The sequence below is a fragment of the Amycolatopsis sp. lyj-90 genome (genome assembly GCF_046549035.1).
In the GTDB taxonomy this organism is placed as follows: domain Bacteria; phylum Actinomycetota; class Actinomycetes; order Mycobacteriales; family Pseudonocardiaceae; genus Amycolatopsis.
In genome coordinates this window covers 97,726-119,024 of sequence record NZ_JAJPWP010000011.1, presented here as the reverse complement: position 1 = coordinate 119,024, position 21,299 = coordinate 97,726, and the positions used below count along the sequence as shown (strand labels likewise).

Annotated in this window: 4 protein-coding genes; all 4 read left to right on the top strand. The window is 72.7% G+C overall.

The window, feature by feature from the left end:
- The first annotated feature begins 211 nt into the window (after nt 1-211).
- The 4 genes from ACLJPX_RS35195 to ACLJPX_RS35180 all read left to right on the top strand — a co-directional run bounded on the left by ACLJPX_RS35195 (nt 212) and on the right by ACLJPX_RS35180 (nt 21,295).
- A complete protein-coding gene (locus tag ACLJPX_RS35195; RefSeq protein WP_410604668.1) occupies nt 212-6,607 on the top strand; it encodes an SDR family NAD(P)-dependent oxidoreductase in 6,396 nt (2,131 codons plus the stop codon).
- The gene (locus ACLJPX_RS35190; protein WP_410604667.1) at nt 6,607-6,828 is read left to right on the top strand and encodes a hypothetical protein; all 222 of its coding nucleotides are present in this window, start codon (nt 6,607-6,609) and stop codon (nt 6,826-6,828) included. Before ACLJPX_RS35195 ends, ACLJPX_RS35190 begins: the two co-directional genes overlap by 1 nt.
- 14 nt (nt 6,829-6,842) lie before the next feature.
- Nucleotides 6,843-16,664 carry an SDR family NAD(P)-dependent oxidoreductase gene (locus tag ACLJPX_RS35185; protein WP_410604666.1) on the top strand — a complete coding sequence of 3,274 codons (9,822 nt, stop codon included), beginning with the start codon at nt 6,843-6,845 and terminating at the stop codon, nt 16,662-16,664.
- Between the two features lie 272 nt (nt 16,665-16,936).
- The gene (locus ACLJPX_RS35180) at nt 16,937-21,295 is read left to right on the top strand and encodes a type I polyketide synthase (protein WP_410604665.1); all 4,359 of its coding nucleotides are present in this window, start codon (nt 16,937-16,939) and stop codon (nt 21,293-21,295) included.
- The last annotated feature ends 4 nt before the right edge of the window (nt 21,296-21,299 follow it).

Here is a 21,299-nt window from a genome sequence, read left to right as displayed (position 1 = left end):
CACTGAAATCCGGTTCGCCGAGAGCCACGTTAACGATTCCGTTCCGGAGCGACGGATACCTTTTCCACCGCTTGCCCACGGCACGGAAACCGGGCGGAGGGGCGGGCGGTTACCCGGCGGTGGAACAGTTCCGTCCCGCTCGCCCGGCCCGCTGTGGATAGCTGGAGCACGACTTCCCTGTGCCAGGCGACCCGAGGTGGCGAGTGCGCGCATGACCGAGCTGGATTCCCTGCGACGGCTGGAGAGCAGGCCGCGCGCCGAGCGGCGCCGCACGCTGCTGGGCCTGGTGCGCCGGGCGACGTCGGCGGTGCTGGACGGGCCGCTCCCGGCCGGCCGCACCTTCGCCGACCTGGGGTTCGATTCGCTGCTGGCGGTGAAGCTGCACGCGTGGCTGAGCGCCGAGACGGGACTCGAACTGCCGGTGACCCTCGCCTACGACCATCCTGGACCGGAGGCGCTGGCGGACTTCCTCGACGAGTGCCTCTTCGGTGCCGGGCCCGAGGACGCCGCGGACGGTGGCGCGGCCACCGGCGAACCCGTCGTGATCGTCGGCATCGGCTGCCGCTTCCCCGGCGGCGCGGACTCACCCGCCGCTCTCTGGTCCCTTGTGGACGAAGGAAGGGACGTCGTCACGGAATTCCCCCGCGACCGCGGCTGGGACGTCGACGGCCTGTACGACTCCCGGCCGGGCACCCCGGGCAAGACCTATGTGCGCCACGGCGGTTTCCTGCCCGGCGCGGCCGAATTCGACGCGGGGTTCTTCGGCATCTCACCGCGTGAGGCGCTGGCGATGGACCCGCAGCAGCGCCTGGTGCTGGAGACGGCGTGGGAGGCGCTGGAACGTGCCGGGATCGACGCCGGGACCCTGACCGGCAGCCGCACCGGGGTGTTCGTCGGCGCCGAGCCGCAGGAGTACGGCACCCGCCTGGCGGACGCGCCCGAAGGTCTCGACGGGCTCCTGCTCACCGGCAGCGCGCCGAGCGTCGTCTCCGGCCGGATCGCGTACACCCTCGGCCTGCAAGGGCCCGCGCTGACTGTCGACACCGCGTGTTCCGGCTCGCTGGTCGCCCTCCATCTCGCGGTCCGCGCACTGCGGAATGGTGAATGCACGCTCGCGCTCGCCGGCGGGGTGGCCGTGCTCGGTACGCCCGGTCCTTTCGTGGCCTTCTCGCATCAGCGCGGCTTGGCGCCGGACGGGCGCTGCAAGCCGTTCTCGGCGGCGGCGGACGGTACGGCGTGGGCCGAAGGCGCCGGGATGTTCGTCCTGGAAAGGCTTTCCGACGCCGAACGCCACGGGCATCCGGTGCTCGCGGTGATCCGCGGCAGCGCCGTCAACTCCGACGGCGCTTCCAACGGGCTCACCGCGCCCAACGGTCCGTCCCAGCAGCGGGTGATCCGCGCCGCGCTGGCCGACGCCGGGATCGCCGCGTCCACTGTGGACGCTGTCGAGGCGCACAGCACGGGGACCACCCTCGGAGACCCGATCGAGGCGCAAGCACTGCTTTCGACCTACGGCAAGGACCGGGAAACCCCGCTGTGGCTGGGTTCGGTGAAGGCCAACATCGGGCACGCACAGGCGGCCGCCGGAGCGGCCGGGGTGATCAAGATGATCATGGCGCTGCGGCACGACCGGCTGCCCCGCACCCTGCACGGCGCCGACCCGACACCGGCGGTCGACTGGTCCGCAGGCGCGGTTTCGCTGCTGGCCGAGCCGGTGGAATGGCCTCGCGGTGAGGAACCGCGCCGGGCCGCCGTCTCGTCGTTTGGCATCTCCGGCACCAATGCCCACCTGATCCTGGAAGAACCGGCGCCCGCCACGCCCGGAGCGCCCGCGCCCGAGGTGCCGTCGCCGATCGCGGTCGCGTTCTCGGCCGCCGATCCGGACGCGTTGCGTGCCCGCGCGGCCCAGCTCGCCGCCGTCGAAGCGAACCCGGCAGACCTGGCCTTCTCGCTCGCCAAGACCCGGGCGACGCTGGCCGAACGTGCCTTCGTCCTGGCACCGGACGCCGACGGCCTGACCGAGGCCCTGACCGCTTTCGACGAGCGAGTGCTGCGCGGTGGCCCGCTCCAGGAGCCCGCCGAACTCGCGTACCTGTTCACCGGACAGGGCGCCCAGCGGATCGCGATGGGCCGGGGGCTCTACGACACCTACGACGTCTACGCCGAAGCCTTTGACGAGGTCTGTGCCCACGTGGACCTGCAGCTCGATCCTCCGCTGCGGGACGTGGTGTTCGGCGGGGCGGACCCGGCGCTGCTGGACCGCACCGACTACGCGCAGCCCGCGCTGTTCGCCGTCGAGGTCGCCCTGTTCCGGCTGCTGGAGTCCTGGGGCGTCGTCCCGGCCTACCTGTGCGGGCATTCGGTCGGCGAGTTCGCGGCCGCGCACGTCGCGGGCGTCCTGTCGCTGTCCGACGCGGCGATGCTGGTGACCGCTCGCGGCAGGCTCATGCGCGAGCTGCCCGAGGGCGGCGCGATGGTCTCCCTCCGTGCCACGGAAGAAACGGCCCGCGCGCTGCTGACCGGATACGAGAGCAGCGCCGGGATCGCCGCGGTCAACGGCGGGGAAGCCGTCGTGCTGTCCGGCGCGCGTGCGACGCTGGAAGCGGCGATCGCCGGATTCGACGGCAAGGTCAAGTGGCTCAACGTCAGTCATGCCTTCCACTCGCCGTTGATGCGGGACATGCTCGACGACTTCGCCCGGATCGCGCGGCTCGCCGAGTACCACCCCGCGAACCTGCCGATCGTCTCGACGGTCACCGGCGAGATCGGCGGGCACGACGCGGCTGAGTACTGGATCCGCCACGTCGAGGCCACCGTCCGCTTCGCCGACGCGCTGCGCGTGCTGCGGGACAACGGCTGCGGCACGTACCTGGAACTGGGCCCGGACGGCGTGCTCTCGGCGCTGGTCGACGACGGCGTCGCCCGGCCGCTGCTCCGCCGTGACCGAGCCGAAGTGCCCGAAATCCTGACGGCCTTGGGCACCGCCCACGTACGCGGGATCGACGTCGACTTCGCGGCTCTAGTCCCGGGCGGGCGCCGGATCGCTCTGCCGACCTACCCGTTCCAGCGGTCGCGCTACTGGCTCACCCCCGGTCCGGGGAAGGACGCGCGCGGGCTCGGCCTGCGCGACGCCGGGCACCCGCTCCTCGGGGCGGTGGTCCCGGTCCCCGGCGGCGACACCGTTTTCACCGCCCGGCTCTCGGTGGCCGAGCAGCCGTGGCTGAGCGGGCACCGGGTCGGCGACGACATCCTCTTCCCCGGCACCGGTTTCCTCGAACTGGCCCTGCACGCCGGAGCCGAGACCGGCTGCGGATGCGTGGAGGAGCTGACCTTGGGCGCGCCGCTCGTCCTCGCGGCCCCGGTCGAAGTGCAGGTGGTGGTGGCGGCCGCGGACGACGACGGCCGCCGCGCGGTCACCGTCCACTCGCGACCGGAGCACGGCGAGGAATGGACCAGCCACGCGAACGGCACTCTCGTCCCTGACACAGGCGCCGTCCCGACAGCTGTCGCGTGGCCACCGCCGGGAGAATCCCCCTCCCTGGAAGGCTTCTACGAGGACCTGCCCGGATTCGGCTACGAAGGCGTGTTCCGCGGCCTCCAGGCGGTGTGGGTGGACGGCGACGACGTCCACGCCGAAGTCGCGCTTCCCGGCGACGTCGAGGACGGAGGCGGCGGTTTCGGCATCCACCCGGCCCTGCTGGACGCCGGCCTGCACGCGATGTTCTTCCGCGAGTCGGCGGAGACCGCCGGTGGACTGCCGTTCTCCTGGTCGGATGTCCGCCTGCGGGCGAGCGGTGCGACAGCGCTGCGGCTGCGGATCACCTTCCACGCGGCGGACACCGTGTCGCTGGTCGCCGTCGATCCGGCGGGCGCCGAAGTGCTCAGCGTCGGCTCGCTGACCGTCCGCCGTCCGTCCGAGCGTGGCCGGGAACTCCCCGCCGGGCTGTTCACCGTGGACTGGACGCCGGTCGCGGTCGCGGAACCGGTGGCGTGCACGACGTATCCGGAGGTCGTCCCCGGCAAACCCACCGTGCTGTCGCTGCGGTCCGAAGGTGACCCGGTCACCTCGGCGTACGAGCTCGGCACCCGTGTGCTGGAAGTGCTCCAGGACTGGGTGACGCGGGAAGAGTCCACTTTGGTCGTCCACACGCGACACGCGGCGGGACCCGATGCCGCGGATCCGGCGGCCGCCTCGGTCTGGGGCCTGGTGCGCAGCGCCCAGGCCGAACACCAGGGCCGGTTCGTCCTCGTCGACGCTTCGCCCGAAGAGGTCCCGATGGCCGTGGCGACCGGGGAACCGCAGGTCGCGGTGCGCGACGGCGTCCCGCTCGTCCCGCGGATCGCCGAGGCGGGCGCGGGGGTCCTGCTGCCGCCCGCCGGGCCTTGGCGGCTCGACAAAACCGGCGAGGGGACCGTCGAAAACCTCGCCCTGACCACGATCGACGAGCCCGGCCTCGGACCGGACGACGTCCGCATCGCCGTCCGGGCGGCCGGGCTGAACTTCCGCGACGTCCTCAACGTCCTGGGCATGTACCCGGGCGAGGCCGGGCCGCTGGGCTGCGAGGTCGCCGGGACCGTGCTGGCCGCCGGAGCCGCGGTGACCGATCTGGCGCCGGGCGACCGCGTGATGGGCATGGTGCACGGCGGTATCGGCCCGGTCGCCGTCGGCGAGCGCCCGTTCCTGACCCGGATCCCGGACGGCTGGACCGACGAGCAGGCCGCGACCGTGCCGCTGGTCTTCCTGACCGCCTACTACGCGCTCGTCGACCTCGCCGGGCTCAAGGCGGGCGAGTCGATCCTGATCCACTCCGCGGCGGGCGGGGTCGGGATGGCCGCGACCCAGCTCGCACGTCACCTGGGGGCGGAGGTGTTCGGCACCGCGAGCGAGGGCAAACAGCACGTCCTGCGCGCCGCCGGGCTGCCGGACGACCACATCGCGTCCTCGCGGACCCTCGACTTCGCCGCCGAGTTCTTGACGGCCACCGGCGGACGAGGTGTCGACGTCGTGCTCAACTCCCTCGCGGGCGAGTTCGTCGACGCCTCCCTCGGCGTGACCGCGGCCGGCGGCCGGTTCCTCGAAATGGGCAAGACCGACGTCCGCGCGCCCGAAACCGTCGCCTACCGGGCCTTCGACCTGATCGAAGCGGGCCGGGCGCGCACCGCCGAGATCTGGACCGAACTGCTCGCGCTGGTCGACAAGGGCGCGCTCACCCCGCTGCCGGTGCGGACCTGGGACGTCCGGCACGCGCCGGACGCGTTCCGGTTCGTCAGCCAGGCCCGGCACATCGGCAAGGTCGCGCTGACCGTGCCGCGGGCGCTGGATCCGGACCGGCCGGTGCTCGTCACCGGGGGCACCGGCGGACTCGGGGCGCTCGTCGCCCGGCATCTCGTGACCACGCACGGAGTCCGCAAACTGCTGCTCACCAGCCGCCGCGGCCCGGACGCGCCGGGCGCGGGCGAACTCGCCGCCGAGCTGACCGGGCTGGGCGCCGAAGTCCGGATCGCCGCCTGCGACGTCGCGGACCGGGACGCGCTCGCCGCGCTGCTGGACGGCGTCGAGCTGACCGGCGTCGTGCACACCGCGGGTGTCCTCGACGACGGCGTGCTCACCGGGCTGACTCCCGAGAGGCTCGCGAAAGTGTTGCGCCCCAAGGTGGACGCGGCCTGGCATCTGCACGAGCTGACCCGTGGCCACGACCTCGCGCTGTTCGCGCTCTACTCCTCGGTGTCCGGGATCGTCGGTTCCGCGGGGCAGGCTTCCTACGCGGCCGCGAACACGTTCCTGGACGCGCTGGCCGCCCAGCGCCGCGCACAAGGCTTGCCCGCCGTCTCGCTCGCGTGGGGGCTGTGGCGCGAGGGAATGGGCAGCGGATTGGCCGAGAACGACGTCGACCGCATGGCCCGCGAAGGACTTCCGCCGCTGACCGCGGAGTCCGGGCTCGCCCTGTTCGACGCCGCCCTCGACGGCGGGTTCACCGCCGTCCTGCCGATCGAACTGGACCGGGCCGCGCTGCGCGCCCACGCCAGGACCACCGAAGTGGCGCCGGTGCTGCGTGGCCTCGCGAAGGTCGCCACCCGGCGCGTCGCGGGACCCGCGACGACGGGTGGCGCCGGCCTCGGCGAGCGGCTCACGGCACTGCCGGACGAAGAACGTTCGGCCCTGCTGATCGATTTGGTGCGGCACAACGCCGCCGCCGTCCTCGGCCACGAGGCGGGCGGCATGATCGATCCGGCGCGCGCGTTCAAGGACCTCGGGTTCGACTCGCTGACGTCGGTGGAACTGCGTAACCGGATCAACACCGTCACCGGGCTGCGCCTGTCGGCCACCGCGGTGTTCGACCATCCGACCGTCGCCACGCTCGCCGGGCACCTGCTGACCGAACTGGCCCCGCCGTCGCTCAGCGCGGCCGACGCGGTGCTGGCCGAACTCGACGCGCTCGAGACGCGCCTGAGCGGGGTCGACGACGACGGCCGCACGGCGGTCGCCGGACGGCTGCGGGCCCTGCTCGACGGCATCACGCCGGGAACGGACGTCGGCGGGCGTCTCGAAGACGCGACCGCGGACGAAGTCGTCGACTTCCTGGCCACCGAACTGGGGATTTCCTGATGGCGGACAAGAAAGCGGTCGCCAAGGTGCTCGCCGACATCGAGCGGCTGAGCGAGCGCTTGAGCGACCTGGACATCGAAGACCGGAAGAAGGTCGCCAAGCCGCTGAAGAAGCTGCTGCTGGCCTACGCGGCCGGAGACAAGGACGACGAGTTCGACGACCTGCTCTTCGACGCCGCTGTCGACAAGGTCTTCGACTTCCTCACCGACGAGATCTTCTGACCAGCGAGGGTGTGATGGCGGACCAAGAGAAGCTTCTCGACCTGCTCAAGCGAGTGACCGGGGATCTGCACCGGACTCGCGAACGGCTGCGCGACGCCGAGGACGGACGGCACGAGCCGGTCGCGATCGTCGGCATGGCCTGCCGGTTCCCCGGCGGGGCCGACACGCCCGCCGCGCTGTGGGACCTGGTCGATTCCGGCCGCGAGGGCATCGGCGAGTTCCCGGCCGACCGCGGCTGGGACACCTCCGGACTGTTCGACGACGACCCCGACCACCGCGGCACCACCTACGTGCGCACCGGCGGTTTCCTGCCCGGCGCCGCCGGATTCGACGCCGAGTTCTTCGGGATCTCACCGCGCGAGGCGCTGGCGATGGAACCTCAGCAGCGGTTGCTGCTGGAGGTCGGCTGGGAGGCCGTCGAACGGTCCGGTCTCGACCCGGCCGCGCTGCGCGGCAGCCCCACCGGGGTCTACGTCGGTGTTTCCGCGCAGGAATACGGGCCACGGCTGCACAATCCGGGTGACACGGTGGACGGCTACCTGCTCACCGGCACCACCTGCAGTGTCCACTCCGGACGGATCGCCTACCAGTTCGGCCTGGAGGGCCCGGCGGTGTCGATCGACACGGCGTGTTCGTCGTCCCTGGTCGCGGTGCACGCCGCGGTGCGCGGCCTGCGCGCGGGGGAGTGCACCCTGGCGCTGGCCGGCGGCGTCAACCTGATGGCCTCGCCGGGGATCTTCGTCGACTTCGCCCGCCAGCGCGGCCTGGCCCCGGACGGGCGCTGCAAGTCGTTCTCCGACGACGCCGACGGCACCGCCTGGGCCGAAGGCGTCGGGATGCTCGTACTGGAGAAGCTCTCCGACGCCCAGCGAAACGGTCACCGGATCCTCGCCGTGGTGCGGGGTTCCGCGGTGAACTCCGACGGCGCGTCCAACGGGCTCACCGCGCCGAACGGCCCGTCGCAGCAACGCGTGATCCGCGCCGCGCTCGCCGACGCTCGACTGTCCACTTCGGACATCGACGCGATCGAGGCGCACGGCACCGGGACCAGGCTGGGCGACCCGATCGAGGCCGAGGCGCTGATGGCCACCTACGGCCGTGACCGCGATCGCCCGCTGTTCCTGGGCTCGGTCAAGTCGAACTTCGGCCACGCGCAGGCCGCGGCCGGGGTCGCCGGGATCATCAAGATGGTCGAGGCGATGCGGCACGGCGTCCTGCCGCCGACGCTGAACGTCGGCACGCCCAGCCGCGAGGTCGACTGGTCCGCCGGACCGGTCTCGCTGCTGACCGAAAGCACGCTGTGGCCGGAGACCGGCCGCCCCCGGTCGGCGGCGGTGTCGTCGTTCGGTATCAGCGGCACCAACGCGCACGTCGTGCTGGAGCAGGCTCCCGCGACGGAACCCGCCGCCGTGCGGGACGCGCCCGCGGTCGTGCCGCTGCTGCTTTCCGCGGCGACCGAACCGGCGCTGGCCGACCAGGCTTCTCGCCTGCTGTCGGCCGCGGGAACGACAGCGCCGATCGACGTCGCCCACACGCTGACCACCCGGGCGGCGCTGCCGTACCGGGCCGTCGTCACGGGCACGGACTGGGAGATCCTCTCGGCGGGTCTGTCCGAAGTGGCCGATGGCGGCGGTGTCACCGGCAAGGTCACCGAAGGCGGACTGGCCTTCCTGTTCACCGGTCAGGGTTCGCAGCGCCCCGGGATGGGAACCGAGCTGTACCAAGCGTTCCCGGTGTTCGCGGCCGCGTACGACGAAGTGCGCGCGTTGCTGCCGGAGCTCGGGGACCTGGGCCGGACGGAATTCGCGCAGCCCGCGATCTTCGCGCTGGAAGTGGCGTTGTTCCGGTTGGTGGAGTCGTGGGGAGTGCGGCCCGATTTCCTGGCGGGGCATTCGATCGGTGAGATCGCCGCGGCCCACGTGGCGGGCGTGCTGTCGCTGGAAGACGCGGCGAAACTCGTCGTCGCGCGCGGCCGGTTGATGCAGGCCCTTCCTGAGGGCGGCGTCATGGTCGCGGTGCAGGCGTCCGAAGACGAACTCGGGGAGCTGCCCGACGGTGTTTCGCTGGCCGCGGTGAACGGTCCGTCGTCGGTGGTGCTGTCCGGCGCCGAGGAACCGACGCTGGCCTTCGCCGCCCGGTTCACGGACCGCAAGACCAAGCGGCTGGAGGTGTCGCACGCGTTCCATTCGGTGCTGATGGAACCGATGCTGGACGACTTCGCCGAGGTGGTGCGGGAGCTGACCTTCTCGGAGCCGCGTATCGCGATGATGTCGCCCGTGACCGACCCGGCCTACTGGGTCGCCCATGTCCGCGAGACCGTGCGGTTCTCCGACGCGGTCCAGCGCTTGACGGCCACCGGGGTCACGAAGTTCCTAGAACTCGGGCCGGACGCGGTGCTCAGCGCACTGGTCGACGGCGGGGTTCCCGCACTGCGCCGTGGTCACGACGAACCCCGGCAGCTGGTCACCGCGCTCGGCACCCTGCACACGCGCGGTGTCGCCGTCGACTGGTCCGCCTACCTCGACGGCAGCGGGCGGTTCACCGAACTGCCGACCTACGCCTTCCAGCACGAGTACTTCTGGCTCGGCCAGGAAAGCGACGCCGACGTCACGGCGGCCGGGCTCGCCGCCGCCGACCATCCGCTCCTCGGCGCGGCGGTGTCCGTGGCCACCGACGACGGTGTCCTGCTCACCGGGCGGCTTTCGCTCGACCGGCATCCGTGGCTGGCCGATCACGTCGTCGCGGGCCGCGTGCTCGTGCCCGGCACCGCGTTCGCCGAACTCGCCGTCCGCGCGGGTGACGAAGCGGGCTGCGCGGGCGTGGAAGAGCTGATCCTGCAGGAACCGCTCGTCCTCGAACCCGGTGCCACGCCGGAGGTCCAGGTCGTCGCGGGCGCCGCCGACCAGCACGGCCGCCGCCCGGTGTCGATCCACTCGCGGTTGCCGGAGCATCCGTGGACCACCCACGCCACCGGCTTCCTCGGCACGCCGCCGATGTCCACTGTGGACATGGCTTGGCCGCCGGAGAACGTCGAGTCCGTGGACCTCGGTGACGCTTACGACCGGCTCGCTGCCGCCGGGCTGGCCTACGGGCCGATGTTCCGCGGCCTGCGCAAGGTCTGGCGTCGCGGTGGCGAGGTCTTCGCCGAGGTCGCCCTGCCGGATCCCGATCAGGCGGCGAAGTTCGGCCTGCATCCGGCACTGCTGGACGCCGCGCTCCAGGCCACCGCGGTCCTCGGCGAAGACCAGGGAGCGGTGCCGTTCGCCTGGCGCGACGTCGTGCTGCACGCGCGGGGCGCGACCGAACTGCGCGTGCACGCGCGGCCGGGTGCCGACGGCTCGTTCGAGTTCGACCTCGCCGACGGCACCGGCGCGCCGGTCGCCACGATCGGTGGGCTGAGCGTCCGCGCCGTCACGGCTGCTAGTTCGGTGCAGGACGGCCTCTATCGTCTCGAAGACGTTCCGCTGCCAGCCGGTTCCTCGGACGTTACGCCCGCAGGGGTCCTGGAAGCCGATTCGCTCGACGCCACTCTCTCCGCGCTGCAGGACTTCCTGGCCACGGACGAGCCCGGCCCGCTCGTGGTGCTGACCGGGCGCGAAGGCGCTGTCGAAGGCCTGGTCCGGACCGCGCAGGCCGAGCATCCGGGGCGGATCGTCCTGGTCCGCGGTACCCGCGCGGACATCGACGCCGCGCTCGCCACCGGCGAACCCGAAGTGCACGCGCTCGACGGCGTCCTGTCTGCGCCACGCCTCGCCAGGGCCGGCACCGGTGAGTCCACATTGGACACTTCCGGCACGGTCCTGATCACCGGCGGAACCGGCGGGCTCGGCGCCCGCCTTGCCCGGCATCTGGTCGCCGAACACGGCGTCCGGCATCTGCTGCTGGTCAGCCGCCGTGGTGAGGCCGCGCCCGGCGCGAAGGAACTCGCCGAGGAACTCGGGGCCCGGATCGAGGCCTGCGACGTCGCCGATCGCGATCAGGTGCGCGACCTGCTGGACCGGGCCGAACCGCCGGTCACCGGGATCGTCCACGCGGCGGGGGTCCTCGATGACGGCGTCCTCACCTCGCTTACTCCCGAGCGGGTCGCCGCGGTGTTCCGGGCGAAGGCCACCGCCGCGCACGTCCTCGACGAACTCGCCGGCGACCTCGACTTTTTCGTGCTGTTCTCGTCGATCGCCGGGGTGTTCGGCTCGCCGGGGCAGGCGGCCTACTCGGCCGCGAACGCCGCCCTGGACGCGCTCGCAAGGCAGCGCCGGGCCGACGGGAAGCCCGCTCAATCGCTCGCCTGGGGCCTGTGGCGGGAAGGCATGGGTGCCGCGCTGAGCGGCACCGACCGGGACCGGATCGGCCGGGACGGCTTCGGCGCCCTCGAACCGGAAGAGGGCCTCGCGCTGTTCGACGCCGCGGTGGCCGACGGCGGCGCCGTCCTCGTCCCGGTGCGGCTCGACCTCGCGACCGTGCGGAACGCCGGGGTACCGCCCCTGCTGCGCGGGCTGGTCCGCGTCCGCACTCGCCGCGAAGCCGCCCGCCGCACCGACACCGGACTGGCCGGACGGCTCGCCGGGCTGCCCGAGGGTGACCGCGAAGCCTTGCTGGTGGACCTGGTGCGGGCCCGCGTCGCGGCCGTCCTCGGCAGGGCGGGCGCGGACACCGTGGAGGCTTCGCGACCGTTCACCGAACTGGGTTTCGACTCCCTGACCGCCGTCGAACTGCGCAACGAGCTCACCTCCGAGACCGGTCTGCGGCTGCCCGCGACCCTCGTCTTCGACCACCCGAGCCCGGCCGCGGTGGCCGCGTTCCTCGGCACCGAACTGCTCGGCGCCCCGGAACCGGTCCGCCCGGTGGTGACCCGGCGTGGCGCCGCCGACGAGCCGATCGCGATCGTCGCGATGAGCTGCCGGTACCCCGGCGGCGTCCGGTCGCCCGAGGATCTCTGGGACCTCGTGGCCGCGGGGACCGACGCGATCTCGCCGTTCCCCGGCCGCCGCGGCTGGGACGTCGACGGCATCTACGACCCCGAACCCGGTCTGCCCGGCAAGACCTACACGCGGCACGGCGGATTCCTGCACGACGCGGGCGAATTCGACCCCGAGTTCTTCGGGATCGCGCCCCGCGAAGCCCTCGCGATGGACCCGCAGCAGCGTCTCCTGCTCGAGATCAGCTGGGAGGCCTTCGAACGCGCCCGGCTCGACCCGGCCTCGCTGAAGGGCAGCGCCACCGGTGTGTTCGCCGGGATCATGTACTACGACTACGCCGCGAAACTGGCCAGCGTCCCCGACAGTGTCGCCGGGTTCCTCGGGACCGGCACCTCGGCCAGCGTGCTGTCCGGGCGGATCGCCTACACCCTCGGGCTGGAGGGCCCGGCGGTGTCGGTCGACACGGCGTGTTCGTCGTCGCTGGTCGCCCTGCATCTGGCCGCCCGGTCGCTGCGGGCGGGGGAGTGCGACATGGCGCTCGCCGGCGGGGTCACCGTGATGGCGACGCCGGAGACGTTCCTCGACTTCTCCCGCCAGCGCGGGCTTTCCCCGGACGGCCGCTGCAAGTCCTTCTCCAACGACGCCGACGGCACCGGCTGGTCGGAAGGCGCCGGAGTGCTCGTGCTGGAGCGGCTTTCGGACGCCCGTCGCAACGGGCATCCGGTGCTGGCCGTGGTCCGCGGTTCGGCGGTCAACCAGGACGGCGCGTCCAACGGCCTCACCGCGCCGAACGGTCCTTCGCAGCAGCGCGTGATCCGCGCGGCGCTCGCCGACGCCGGTCTGTCCACTTCGGACATCGACGCGGTCGAGGCGCACGGCACCGGTACGAGGCTGGGCGACCCCATCGAGGCACAGGCGCTCATCGCGACCTACGGCGCCGAACGGGACGAGCCGCTGTGGTTCGGTTCGGTCAAGTCGAACCTCGGCCACACGCAGGCCGCCGCCGGGGTCGCCGGGATCATCAAGATGGTCGAGGCGATGCGGCGGGGTGTGCTGCCGCGCAGCCTGCACGCGGCGGAGCTGTCGGCCGAGGTCGACTGGGACGCCGGGGCGGTGGAACTGCTCACCGAGCCGCGCGAGTGGCCCGGAACCGGCAGGCCCCGGCGCGCCGGGGTGTCGTCCTTCGGGATCAGCGGGACCAACGCGCACGTCGTCCTGGAACAGGTCCCGGCCGAGAAGCCCGCCGAGTCCACCTCGCACGGTGTCGTGCCGTGGGTGCTTTCGGCGAAAACCGACCAGGCTCTGGCCGAGCGGGCCCAGGCCTTGCTGTCCCTTGTGGACTCCGCAGACCCGCTTGACGTCGCTTATTCGCTGGCCACGACGCGGACCGCGCACGAACGCCGGGCCGCGGTCGTCGGGGCGGACGCGGACGGTTTGCGTGCCGGGCTCGAAGCCGTCGCCGAAGGTGGCGGCATCACCGGCAAGGTCAAACAGGGCAAGCTCGCGTTCCTGTTCACCGGCCAGGGTTCGCAGCGTCCCGGCATGGGAACCGAGCTGTACCGGGCGTTCCCGGTGTTCGCGGCGGCCTACGACGAGGTGTGCGCGCTGTTACCGGAGTTCGGGGACCTCTCGCGGACGGAGTTCGCGCAGCCCGCGATCTTCGCGCTGGAAGTGGCGCTGTTCCGGCTGGTGGAGTCCTGGGGTGTGCGGCCCGATTTCCTGGCGGGGCATTCGATCGGTGAGATCGCGGCGGCTCATGTCGCCGGGGTGTTCTCGCTGGGGGACGCGGCGAAGCTCGTCACGGCGCGCGGCCGGTTGATGCAGGCCCTGCCCGAGGGCGGGGTGATGGTGGCCGCGCAAGCGGCCGAGGACGAACTCGGGGAACTGCCGGACGGTGTTTCGCTGGCCGCGGTGAACGGCCCGACGTCGTTGGTGCTTTCGGGTGCGGAGGAGCCGACGCTCGCTTTCGTGGCCCGGTTCAGCGGCCGGAAGACCAAACGCCTGGACGTTTCGCACGCGTTTCATTCGGTGCTGATGGAACCGATGCTGGACGACTTCGCCGCGGTGGTGCGGGAGCTGACGTTCTCGGAGCCGCGTATCCCGCTCGTGTCACCCGTGACCGACCCGGCGTACTGGGTGTCGCACGTGCGCGAAACCGTGCGCTTCGCTGAGGCTGTCGAGACGCTCCGCGCCGACGGGGTCACGAAGTTCCTCGAAGTCGGCCCCGACGCGGTGCTCTCGGCGCTCACCGACGGGATTCCGTTGCTCCGCAAGGGCCGGGACGAGGCCGTCACGGCGATGACCGCACTCGCCACGCTGCACGTCCAGGGTGTCGCCGTCGGCTGGGACGGCGTCCTGCCCGGCGCGCGTGCCCTTGACCTGCCGACCTATCCGTTCCAGCGCAAGCATTTCTGGCTCGAACCCGCGCCCGTCGCGGACCTCACCTCGGCCGGGCTGGACTCGCCGGGGCATCCGCTGCTCGCCGCCGGGCTTTCGCTCGCGGAGGGCGACGGCACCGTCCTCACCGGGCGGCTTTCGCTCGCGACCCATCCCTGGCTCGCCGGGCACACGGTGCACGACACCGTCCTGCTGCCGGGAGCAGCGCTCGCCGAGCTCGCCGTCCGGGCGGGTGACGAGGCCGGGCGGCCGCGCCTGGTCGAACTGACCCTGCACGCGCCCGTCGTGATTCCCGAGAGCGGGCCGATCGAACTGCAGGTCGCGGTCAGCGGTGCGGCGGCGGTGACCGTGCACTCGCGGATTCCCGGCGAGGAGTGGGAACTCAACGCGCTCGGCCTGCTGGCGGAGGCGGAGCCACCCGCCAAGGGATTCACGTGGCCGGACGGTCTCGAGCCGATCGACCTCGGCTCCTTCTACGACGACCTCGCCGACCGCGGGTTCGCCTACGGCCCGCTGTTCCAGGGCTTGCGGGCGGCCTGGCGGCACGGTGAGGACCGCTACGCCGAGATCTCGCTGCCGGAGGAGGCGCAGGAGGACGCGGCCCGCTTCGGTATCCACCCCGCGCTGTTCGACGCCGCCCTGCACGGCATGTTCCTCGGCGAGGGCGAGGAGTCGGGCGCGCTGCCGTTCAGCTGGAGCGACGTCAGCCTGTACGCGACCGGCGCCACGACGGTCCGTGCGCGGCTGCGGTTCATCGGGCCCGGTGAGGTCGCCATCGACCTGACCGATCTCGCCGGTGCGCCGGTGCTGTCGGTCGGCTCGCTGGTCGTCCGCGCGGTCACCGGTGAGCAACTGCGGGCGGGGGAAGACCGGTCGCTGTTCCGCGTCGAGCACATCGCGGCCGAGGCATCGGTGACCACGCCGGTGCCGTGGGCGCGGTGGGACGAGGTGACCGAGCCGGTTCCGCCGGTGGTCGTCCTGCCGGTTCCCCCGGAGGGAATCCACGCCGTCCTCGCCGCCCTGCAAAGCTTCCTCGCCGAACCCCGGTTCTCCGGCTCACGACTGGTCGTGGTCACCGGACCCGGGCTCGACGACGCGGCCGCCGCCGGGCTGGTGCGATCCGCTCAGGCGGAAAACCCCGGCAGGTTCGTCATCCTCGACGGTGAAGTGTCCGATGTGGACATCGCGCTGGCGACCGGGGAACCCCGGGTCCGGGTGCGCGACGGCCGGGCCGAGGTGCCGCGCCTGGTCCGGGCCGAGCCCGGCCCGAAACCGGACTGGGAGTCCGCGGGCACGGTGCTGATCACCGGCGGCACCGGCGGCGTCGGGGCCAAACTGGCCGAACGGCTCGTCACCGGGCACGGCGTCGAACGCCTGGTCCTCACCAGCCGTCGCGGCCTCGCCGCCCCCGGCGCTCGAGAACTGGCCGACCGGCTGGGCGAACTGGGAGCCGAGGTGCGCGTCGAAGCGTGCGACGTCGCCGATCGTGACGCCGTGGCCGCCCTGCTCGACGGAATCCCCGGCCTGTCGGGGATCGTGCACGCGGCCGGCGTGCTCGACGACGGCGTCGTCACCGCGCTGACCCCCGAACGCCTGGACCGCGTGCTCGGCCCGAAGGCCGACGGTGCCCGTCACCTGCACGAACTGACCCTCTACCGGCCGCTGACCGAGTTCGTGCTCGTCTCGTCGGTGTCCGGCGTGCTCGGCGGGCCGGGACAGGGCAACTACGCGGCGGCCAACGCCTACCTGGACGCGCTGGCCGAGCAGCGGCACGCCGACGGCCTGCCCGCGCGGTCGCTCGCCTACGGGATGTGGGCCGCGGAGGGGATGGGCGGCGTTCTCGACGAGGCACTGATCGACAGGATGCGGCGCGACGGCTTCGGTGCCCTGAGCCCGGAGGAGGGCGCGGTCCTGTTCGATCTCGCTCCCGGCCCGGTGGCCGTCCCCGTCAAACTCGACCTGGCCGGGCTGCGCGACCAGGCCCGGGCGGGAGTGCTGCCCGCGCTGCTCACCGGACTCGTCCGGCTCCCGGTGCGGCGGACGGCCTCCCCGGTCGCCGACACCGGTCCGCTGACGCCGGACGCGCTGGAAGACCTGGTCCGGACGCAGACCGCGCAGGTGCTCGGCTTCGCCACGGCGGGCGAGGTGGATCCGGAGCACGCGTTCACCGACCTCGGGTTCGACTCGCTGACGTCGGTCGAGCTGCGTAACCGCCTCGCGGCCGCGGCAGGCCGTCCGCTGGGGGCGACGGTGGTGTTCGACCACCCGACCCCGGCGGCGCTCGCTGCCCACCTCGGCACCCTGCTGTTCCCCGAAGTCGCGGTGCCGGACGAGGCACGTCTGCGCCGGGCCCTGGCGGGCGCGTCGCTCGACAGACTCCGTGAGCTGGGCGTGCTGGAGGCGTTGGTGCAACTGGCCGAAGAACTGCCTGCGGACACGCCCGCGGTGTCGGCCGAGGCCATCGACGACCTGGACGTGGGTGACCTGATCAGCCGGGCGATGTCTTCGTCCGGTCAGAGCTGAAGGGGCCTTTCCCCGCATCGGACGCGGTGAAGGGCGCTTTCCCCACGTGAGATGCGGGGAAAGCGTCCTTCAGCCCCCGCCGCCCCCAGTACGTGAAGGCCCCCTTCATTGCGTCTAGCGCAGTGAAGGGGGCCTTCACGTACTGGGGGGTGGGTCTTCGGTTACCGGGGAATGGGGCCGGGGTGGCGAACAGCGCGCGGGGGGAGCGGCGCCCGCGCCCAGGATGAGGCCATGCCCGAGCTGCGCCCGTCTCGTCCGGTCCGGAGAATCTGATGGCGACACCCGAAGAGCTGGTGACCGCGCTGCGGGAATCGGTCAAGGAGAACAGCAGGCTGGCCGCGCGCAACCGCGAACTCGCCGAAGCGGCGCGGGAACCGGTCGCGATCATCGGCATGGGATGCCGCTACCCCGGTGGGGCCGATTCGCCCGAAGCGCTGTGGGAGCTGGTGGCCGACGGCCGCGACGCGGTCTCGGAGTTCCCCGCCGATCGCGGCTGGAACCTCGCCGAGCTGTTCCACCCCGATCCCGACCATCGCGGCACGTCCTACGCGCGGGAAGGGGGATTCCTCCACGAGGCCGCCGAATTCGACCCCGAGTTCTTCGGCATCTCGCCGCGTGAAGCGCTCGCGATGGATCCGCAGCAGCGGCTCCTGCTCCAGATCAGCTGGGAGGCGATCGAGCGCGCCGGGCTCGACGCCTCGGCGTTGAAGGGCAGCGCGACCGGTGTGTTCGCCGGGATCATGTACCACGACTACGGAACCGGCGTCACCGAGTTGCCGGAGGGCGTCGAAGGCTTCCTCGGCACCGGTACGGCGGGCAGCGTGCTGTCCGGCCGTGTCGCGTACACCTTCGGTTTCGAGGGCCCGGCCGTTTCGGTCGACACCGCCTGCTCGTCGTCGCTGGTGGCCGTGCACCTCGCCGCGCAGGCGCTGCGGGCGGGGGAGTGCTCGCTCGCCCTGGCCGGTGGCGCGACCGTGATGGCCGTCCCGGACACCTTCGTCGAATTCTCCCGTCAACGCGGGCTCGCCCCGGACGGCCGCTGTAAGTCGTTCGGCGCGGGCGCCGACGGCACCGGCTGGGGTGAGGGCGCCGGGGTTCTGGTGCTGGAGAAGCTGTCCGACGCCGTCCGGAACGGACACCGGGTGCTCGCCGTCGTCCAAGGCTCCGCGGTCAACTCCGACGGCGCGTCCAACGGCCTCACCGCACCGAACGGCCCGTCGCAGCAACGCGTGATCCGCGCCGCGCTGGCAGGCGCCGGTCTGTCCACTTCGGACATCGACGTCGTCGAAGCGCACGGCACGGGCACGAAACTCGGCGACCCGATCGAGGCCGACACCCTGCTCGCCACCTACGGCCGCGACCGTGAGGTCCCGCTGTACCTCGGTTCGGTCAAGTCGAACCTCGGTCACACGCAGGCCGCGGCCGGGGTCGCCGGGATCATCAAGATGGTCGAGGCGTTGCGCCGCGGCGAACTGCCGCGCACGCTGCACGCCGACGAGCCGTCTCCGCACGTCGCCTGGGATTCCGGCGCGGTCGAACTCCTCACCGAGCACCGGCCCTGGCCCGAGACCGGCCGCCCGCGCGCGGCCGCCGTGTCGTCGTTCGGGATCAGCGGCACCAATTCGCACGTCATCCTCCGCCAGGCCCCGGAACCGGCGCCCGCGGTCGAGCACCTCCCGCGGGCCCGGGTCCCGTGGGTGCTGTCCGCGCGGTCCGAGGCCACGCTGCCCGAGCTGGCGGACCGGCTGCGCCAGACCGGGGGACACCCCGCCGACCTCGCCTGGTCGCTGGCCACCGGAAGGGCCGCGCTGCCGTACCGCGCGGTCGTCACCGGCGCCGATGAAGAAGAACTCCTCGCCGGACTCGGCGCCTTGGCCCGCGGCGAGTCCGCGCCCGGCGTCGTCACCGGCCGCGCGGGCAGCGGCAAACTGGCGTTCCTGTGCACCGGGCAAGGCGCGCAGCGGCTCGCGATGGGCACCGCGCTTTCCTCTGCGTTCCCCGTCTTCGGTGAGGCTTTCGCCCGCGTCGCGGAACGGCTCGACGCGCACACAGGCTTCGAACTCGCCGAAATCCTGTCCTGCGAAGACCAGACGAGGATCGACCGGACCGACGTGGCGCAGCCCGCGTTGTTCGCCTTCGAGGTCGCGATGGCCGAGCTGGTGCGCTCCTGGGGCGTCGAACCCGACTTCCTGCTCGGACATTCGATCGGCGAACTCACCGCCGCGTACCTCGCCGGCGTGTGGTCGCTCGACGACGCCGCCCGGCTGGTCGCCGCCCGCGGCCGGTTGATGCAGGCCCAGCCCTCCGGCGGGGTGATGGTCGCGCTGCAGGCCACCGAAGCCGAACTGGACCTGCCCGCCGGCGTCAGCATCGCCGCGATCAACGGTCCGTCGTCCGTCGTGCTCTCCGGCGAGGAAGCCGCGGTCACCGCCCTGCTCGAAGCCTTCCCGGGCCGCCGCACCAAACGGCTTTCGGTCAGCCACGCCTTCCACTCCGCGATGATGGACGGGATGCTCGACGACTTCCGCGAGGTCGCCGAGAGCGTGACGTACGCCGAACCCCGGATCCCGCTCGCCTCCGGGGACGTTCGCGACCCGGAGTACTGGGTACGGCAGGTGCGCGAGCCCGTCCGGTTCGCCGACGGCATCGCGACGCTGCACGCGCGCGGGGTCCGGCGTTTCGTCGAGATCGGGCCGGACGCTTCGCTGACCGCGCTCGGCGCGGACTGCGTCGCGGACGGCACTTTCATCGCCACGCAACGGAAAGACCGTGACGAGGCGGCCGCCGCCGACCTGGCGCGGGCGAGGTTGTTCACCGCCGGGGTCCGGCTCGACTGGGACGGGATCCTCGGCGGCGGCGCCCGTGTCGACTTGCCGACGTATCCCTTCCGGCGGGACCGCTTCTGGCTCGCCGCCGCCGATCGGAGCACGCCCCCGGCCCGGCGTTACGAGGTCGTGTGGCGCCCGATCGAACCGGTGCCGACGTCGGAAGCGTGGACCGTCTACGCCCCCGAATCCAGCGCTTGGGCCGAAGCCGCCGCGAAGGCGCTCGATGCGCCCCTGGTCACGGAAGTGCCCGACACCGGGCCGGTCCTCGCCTTCCCGGCGGACGGTGCCGCGCTCGCCGCGCTCCTGCGGGACACCCCGGCGAAGGTCTGGTGCGCCACCGGCGATCCCGGTGTCGCCGCCGTCGCGAGGGTCGCGGCGATCGAACAGCCCCGCCGCTGGGGCGGCTGCGTGACGCTGCCCGAGCAGCCGGACGACGGCGCGGTAGCCCGGCTGCGCGAAGTGCTCGGCGGTCCGGAAGACGAGGTCGCGATCCGGGAGGACGGGATCTTCGCCCGCCGGTTCGTCCCCGCCGCTCCGGTGCCGGCCGAGGAATGGACGACCTCCGGCACCGCGCTGGTCACCGGCGGTACCGGGGCGCTGGGCGCGCTCGTGGCCGAACGGCTGATCCGCGCCGGGACGGATCACGTCGTGCTCCTTTCGCGCCGTGGTGAAGACGCGCCGGGCGCGGCGGAACTGCGCGAACGGCTGGAAGGTCTCGGCGCCCGCGTCGACATCCACGCCTGCGACGCCGCCGACCGCGACGCACTGTCCACAGTGGTCACCGGCCTGGAGGACCTGCGTGTGGTCGTGCACACCGCCGGTGTCCTCGACGACGCCCTGCTCGACGACGCGACCCCGGAGCGGTTCGAAGCCGTCGCCCGGCCCAAGGTGACCGGCGCGCGGAACCTGCGCGAAATCACGAAAGACCTCGACGCGTTGGTGCTGTTCTCCTCGGTCGCCGGGGTGCTCGGCAACGGTGGCCAGGCCGCCTACGCCGCCGCGAACGCGGAACTCGACACGCTCGCGGCCCAGTGGCGGGCCGAGGGCGTCAAGGCGCTGTCGATCGCTTGGGGCCCGTGGGCCGAGGGCGGGATGGCCGAGGATGTCGACGAAGCCGTCCGCCGCAAGGGTTTGCGCCCGATGACGCCGGAGGCCGCGGCGGAGGAGTTCGTCCGGGCGATCGCCGCGGACGACACCTGCGTCACCGTCGCGGACTTCGACTGGCCGTCGTTCTTCGAGGACTTCCGCGCCGCTCCGATGCTCGCCGAACTGCCCCGGCCGGAAACCGCGGCGGCCGAAGCGCCGGTGGCGGATCTGCGGTCCCGGCTGGCCGGGCTGATCGAGCCCGAACAGCGACGGCTGCTGCTGAAGGTCGCCCGCGAGACCGTGGCCCGCGTGCTCGGCCATCCGGACACGTCGGCGATCGGACCGGACCGCGCGTTCACCGAACTCGGGTTCGACTCGCTCACCGCGGTCGAACTGCGCAACCGCCTCGACGCCGCGACCGGCCTCGCCGTGCCCGCGACGCTCGTCTTCGACCATCCGACCCCGCAGGCCCTCGCCGCCTACCTCTGGCAGGAACTCGCCGCGGCGGACGGCGCGGACAGTGCTGACACCGCCGACGTCGACGACCTGCTCGACGGGCTGGAAGCCGCGCTGGGCCGCCTCGATCCCGGCGGCGACGAGCACGCCAGGGCGGGCGAGCGGCTGCGGAAACTCGCCGAGCGCCTGGACGGGCCCGGCTTCACGCCGTCTTCGGACGACGAACTCTTCGCCTTCATTGACCAGCAACTCGGTGCTTGAGCCC

Bases quoted from the DNA above. Each gene is read 5' to 3' on its own strand.
- ACLJPX_RS35190 (WP_410604667.1), top strand. From the start codon at position 6,607: ATGGCGGACAAGAAAGCGGTCGCCAAGGTGCTCGCCGACATCGAGCGG.
- ACLJPX_RS35180 (WP_410604665.1), top strand. From the start codon at position 16,937: ATGGCGACACCCGAAGAGCTGGTGACCGCGCTGCGGGAATCGGTCAAG.
- ACLJPX_RS35185 (WP_410604666.1), top strand. From the start codon at position 6,843: ATGGCGGACCAAGAGAAGCTTCTCGACCTGCTCAAGCGAGTGACCGGG.
- ACLJPX_RS35195 (WP_410604668.1), top strand. From the start codon at position 212: ATGACCGAGCTGGATTCCCTGCGACGGCTGGAGAGCAGGCCGCGCGCC.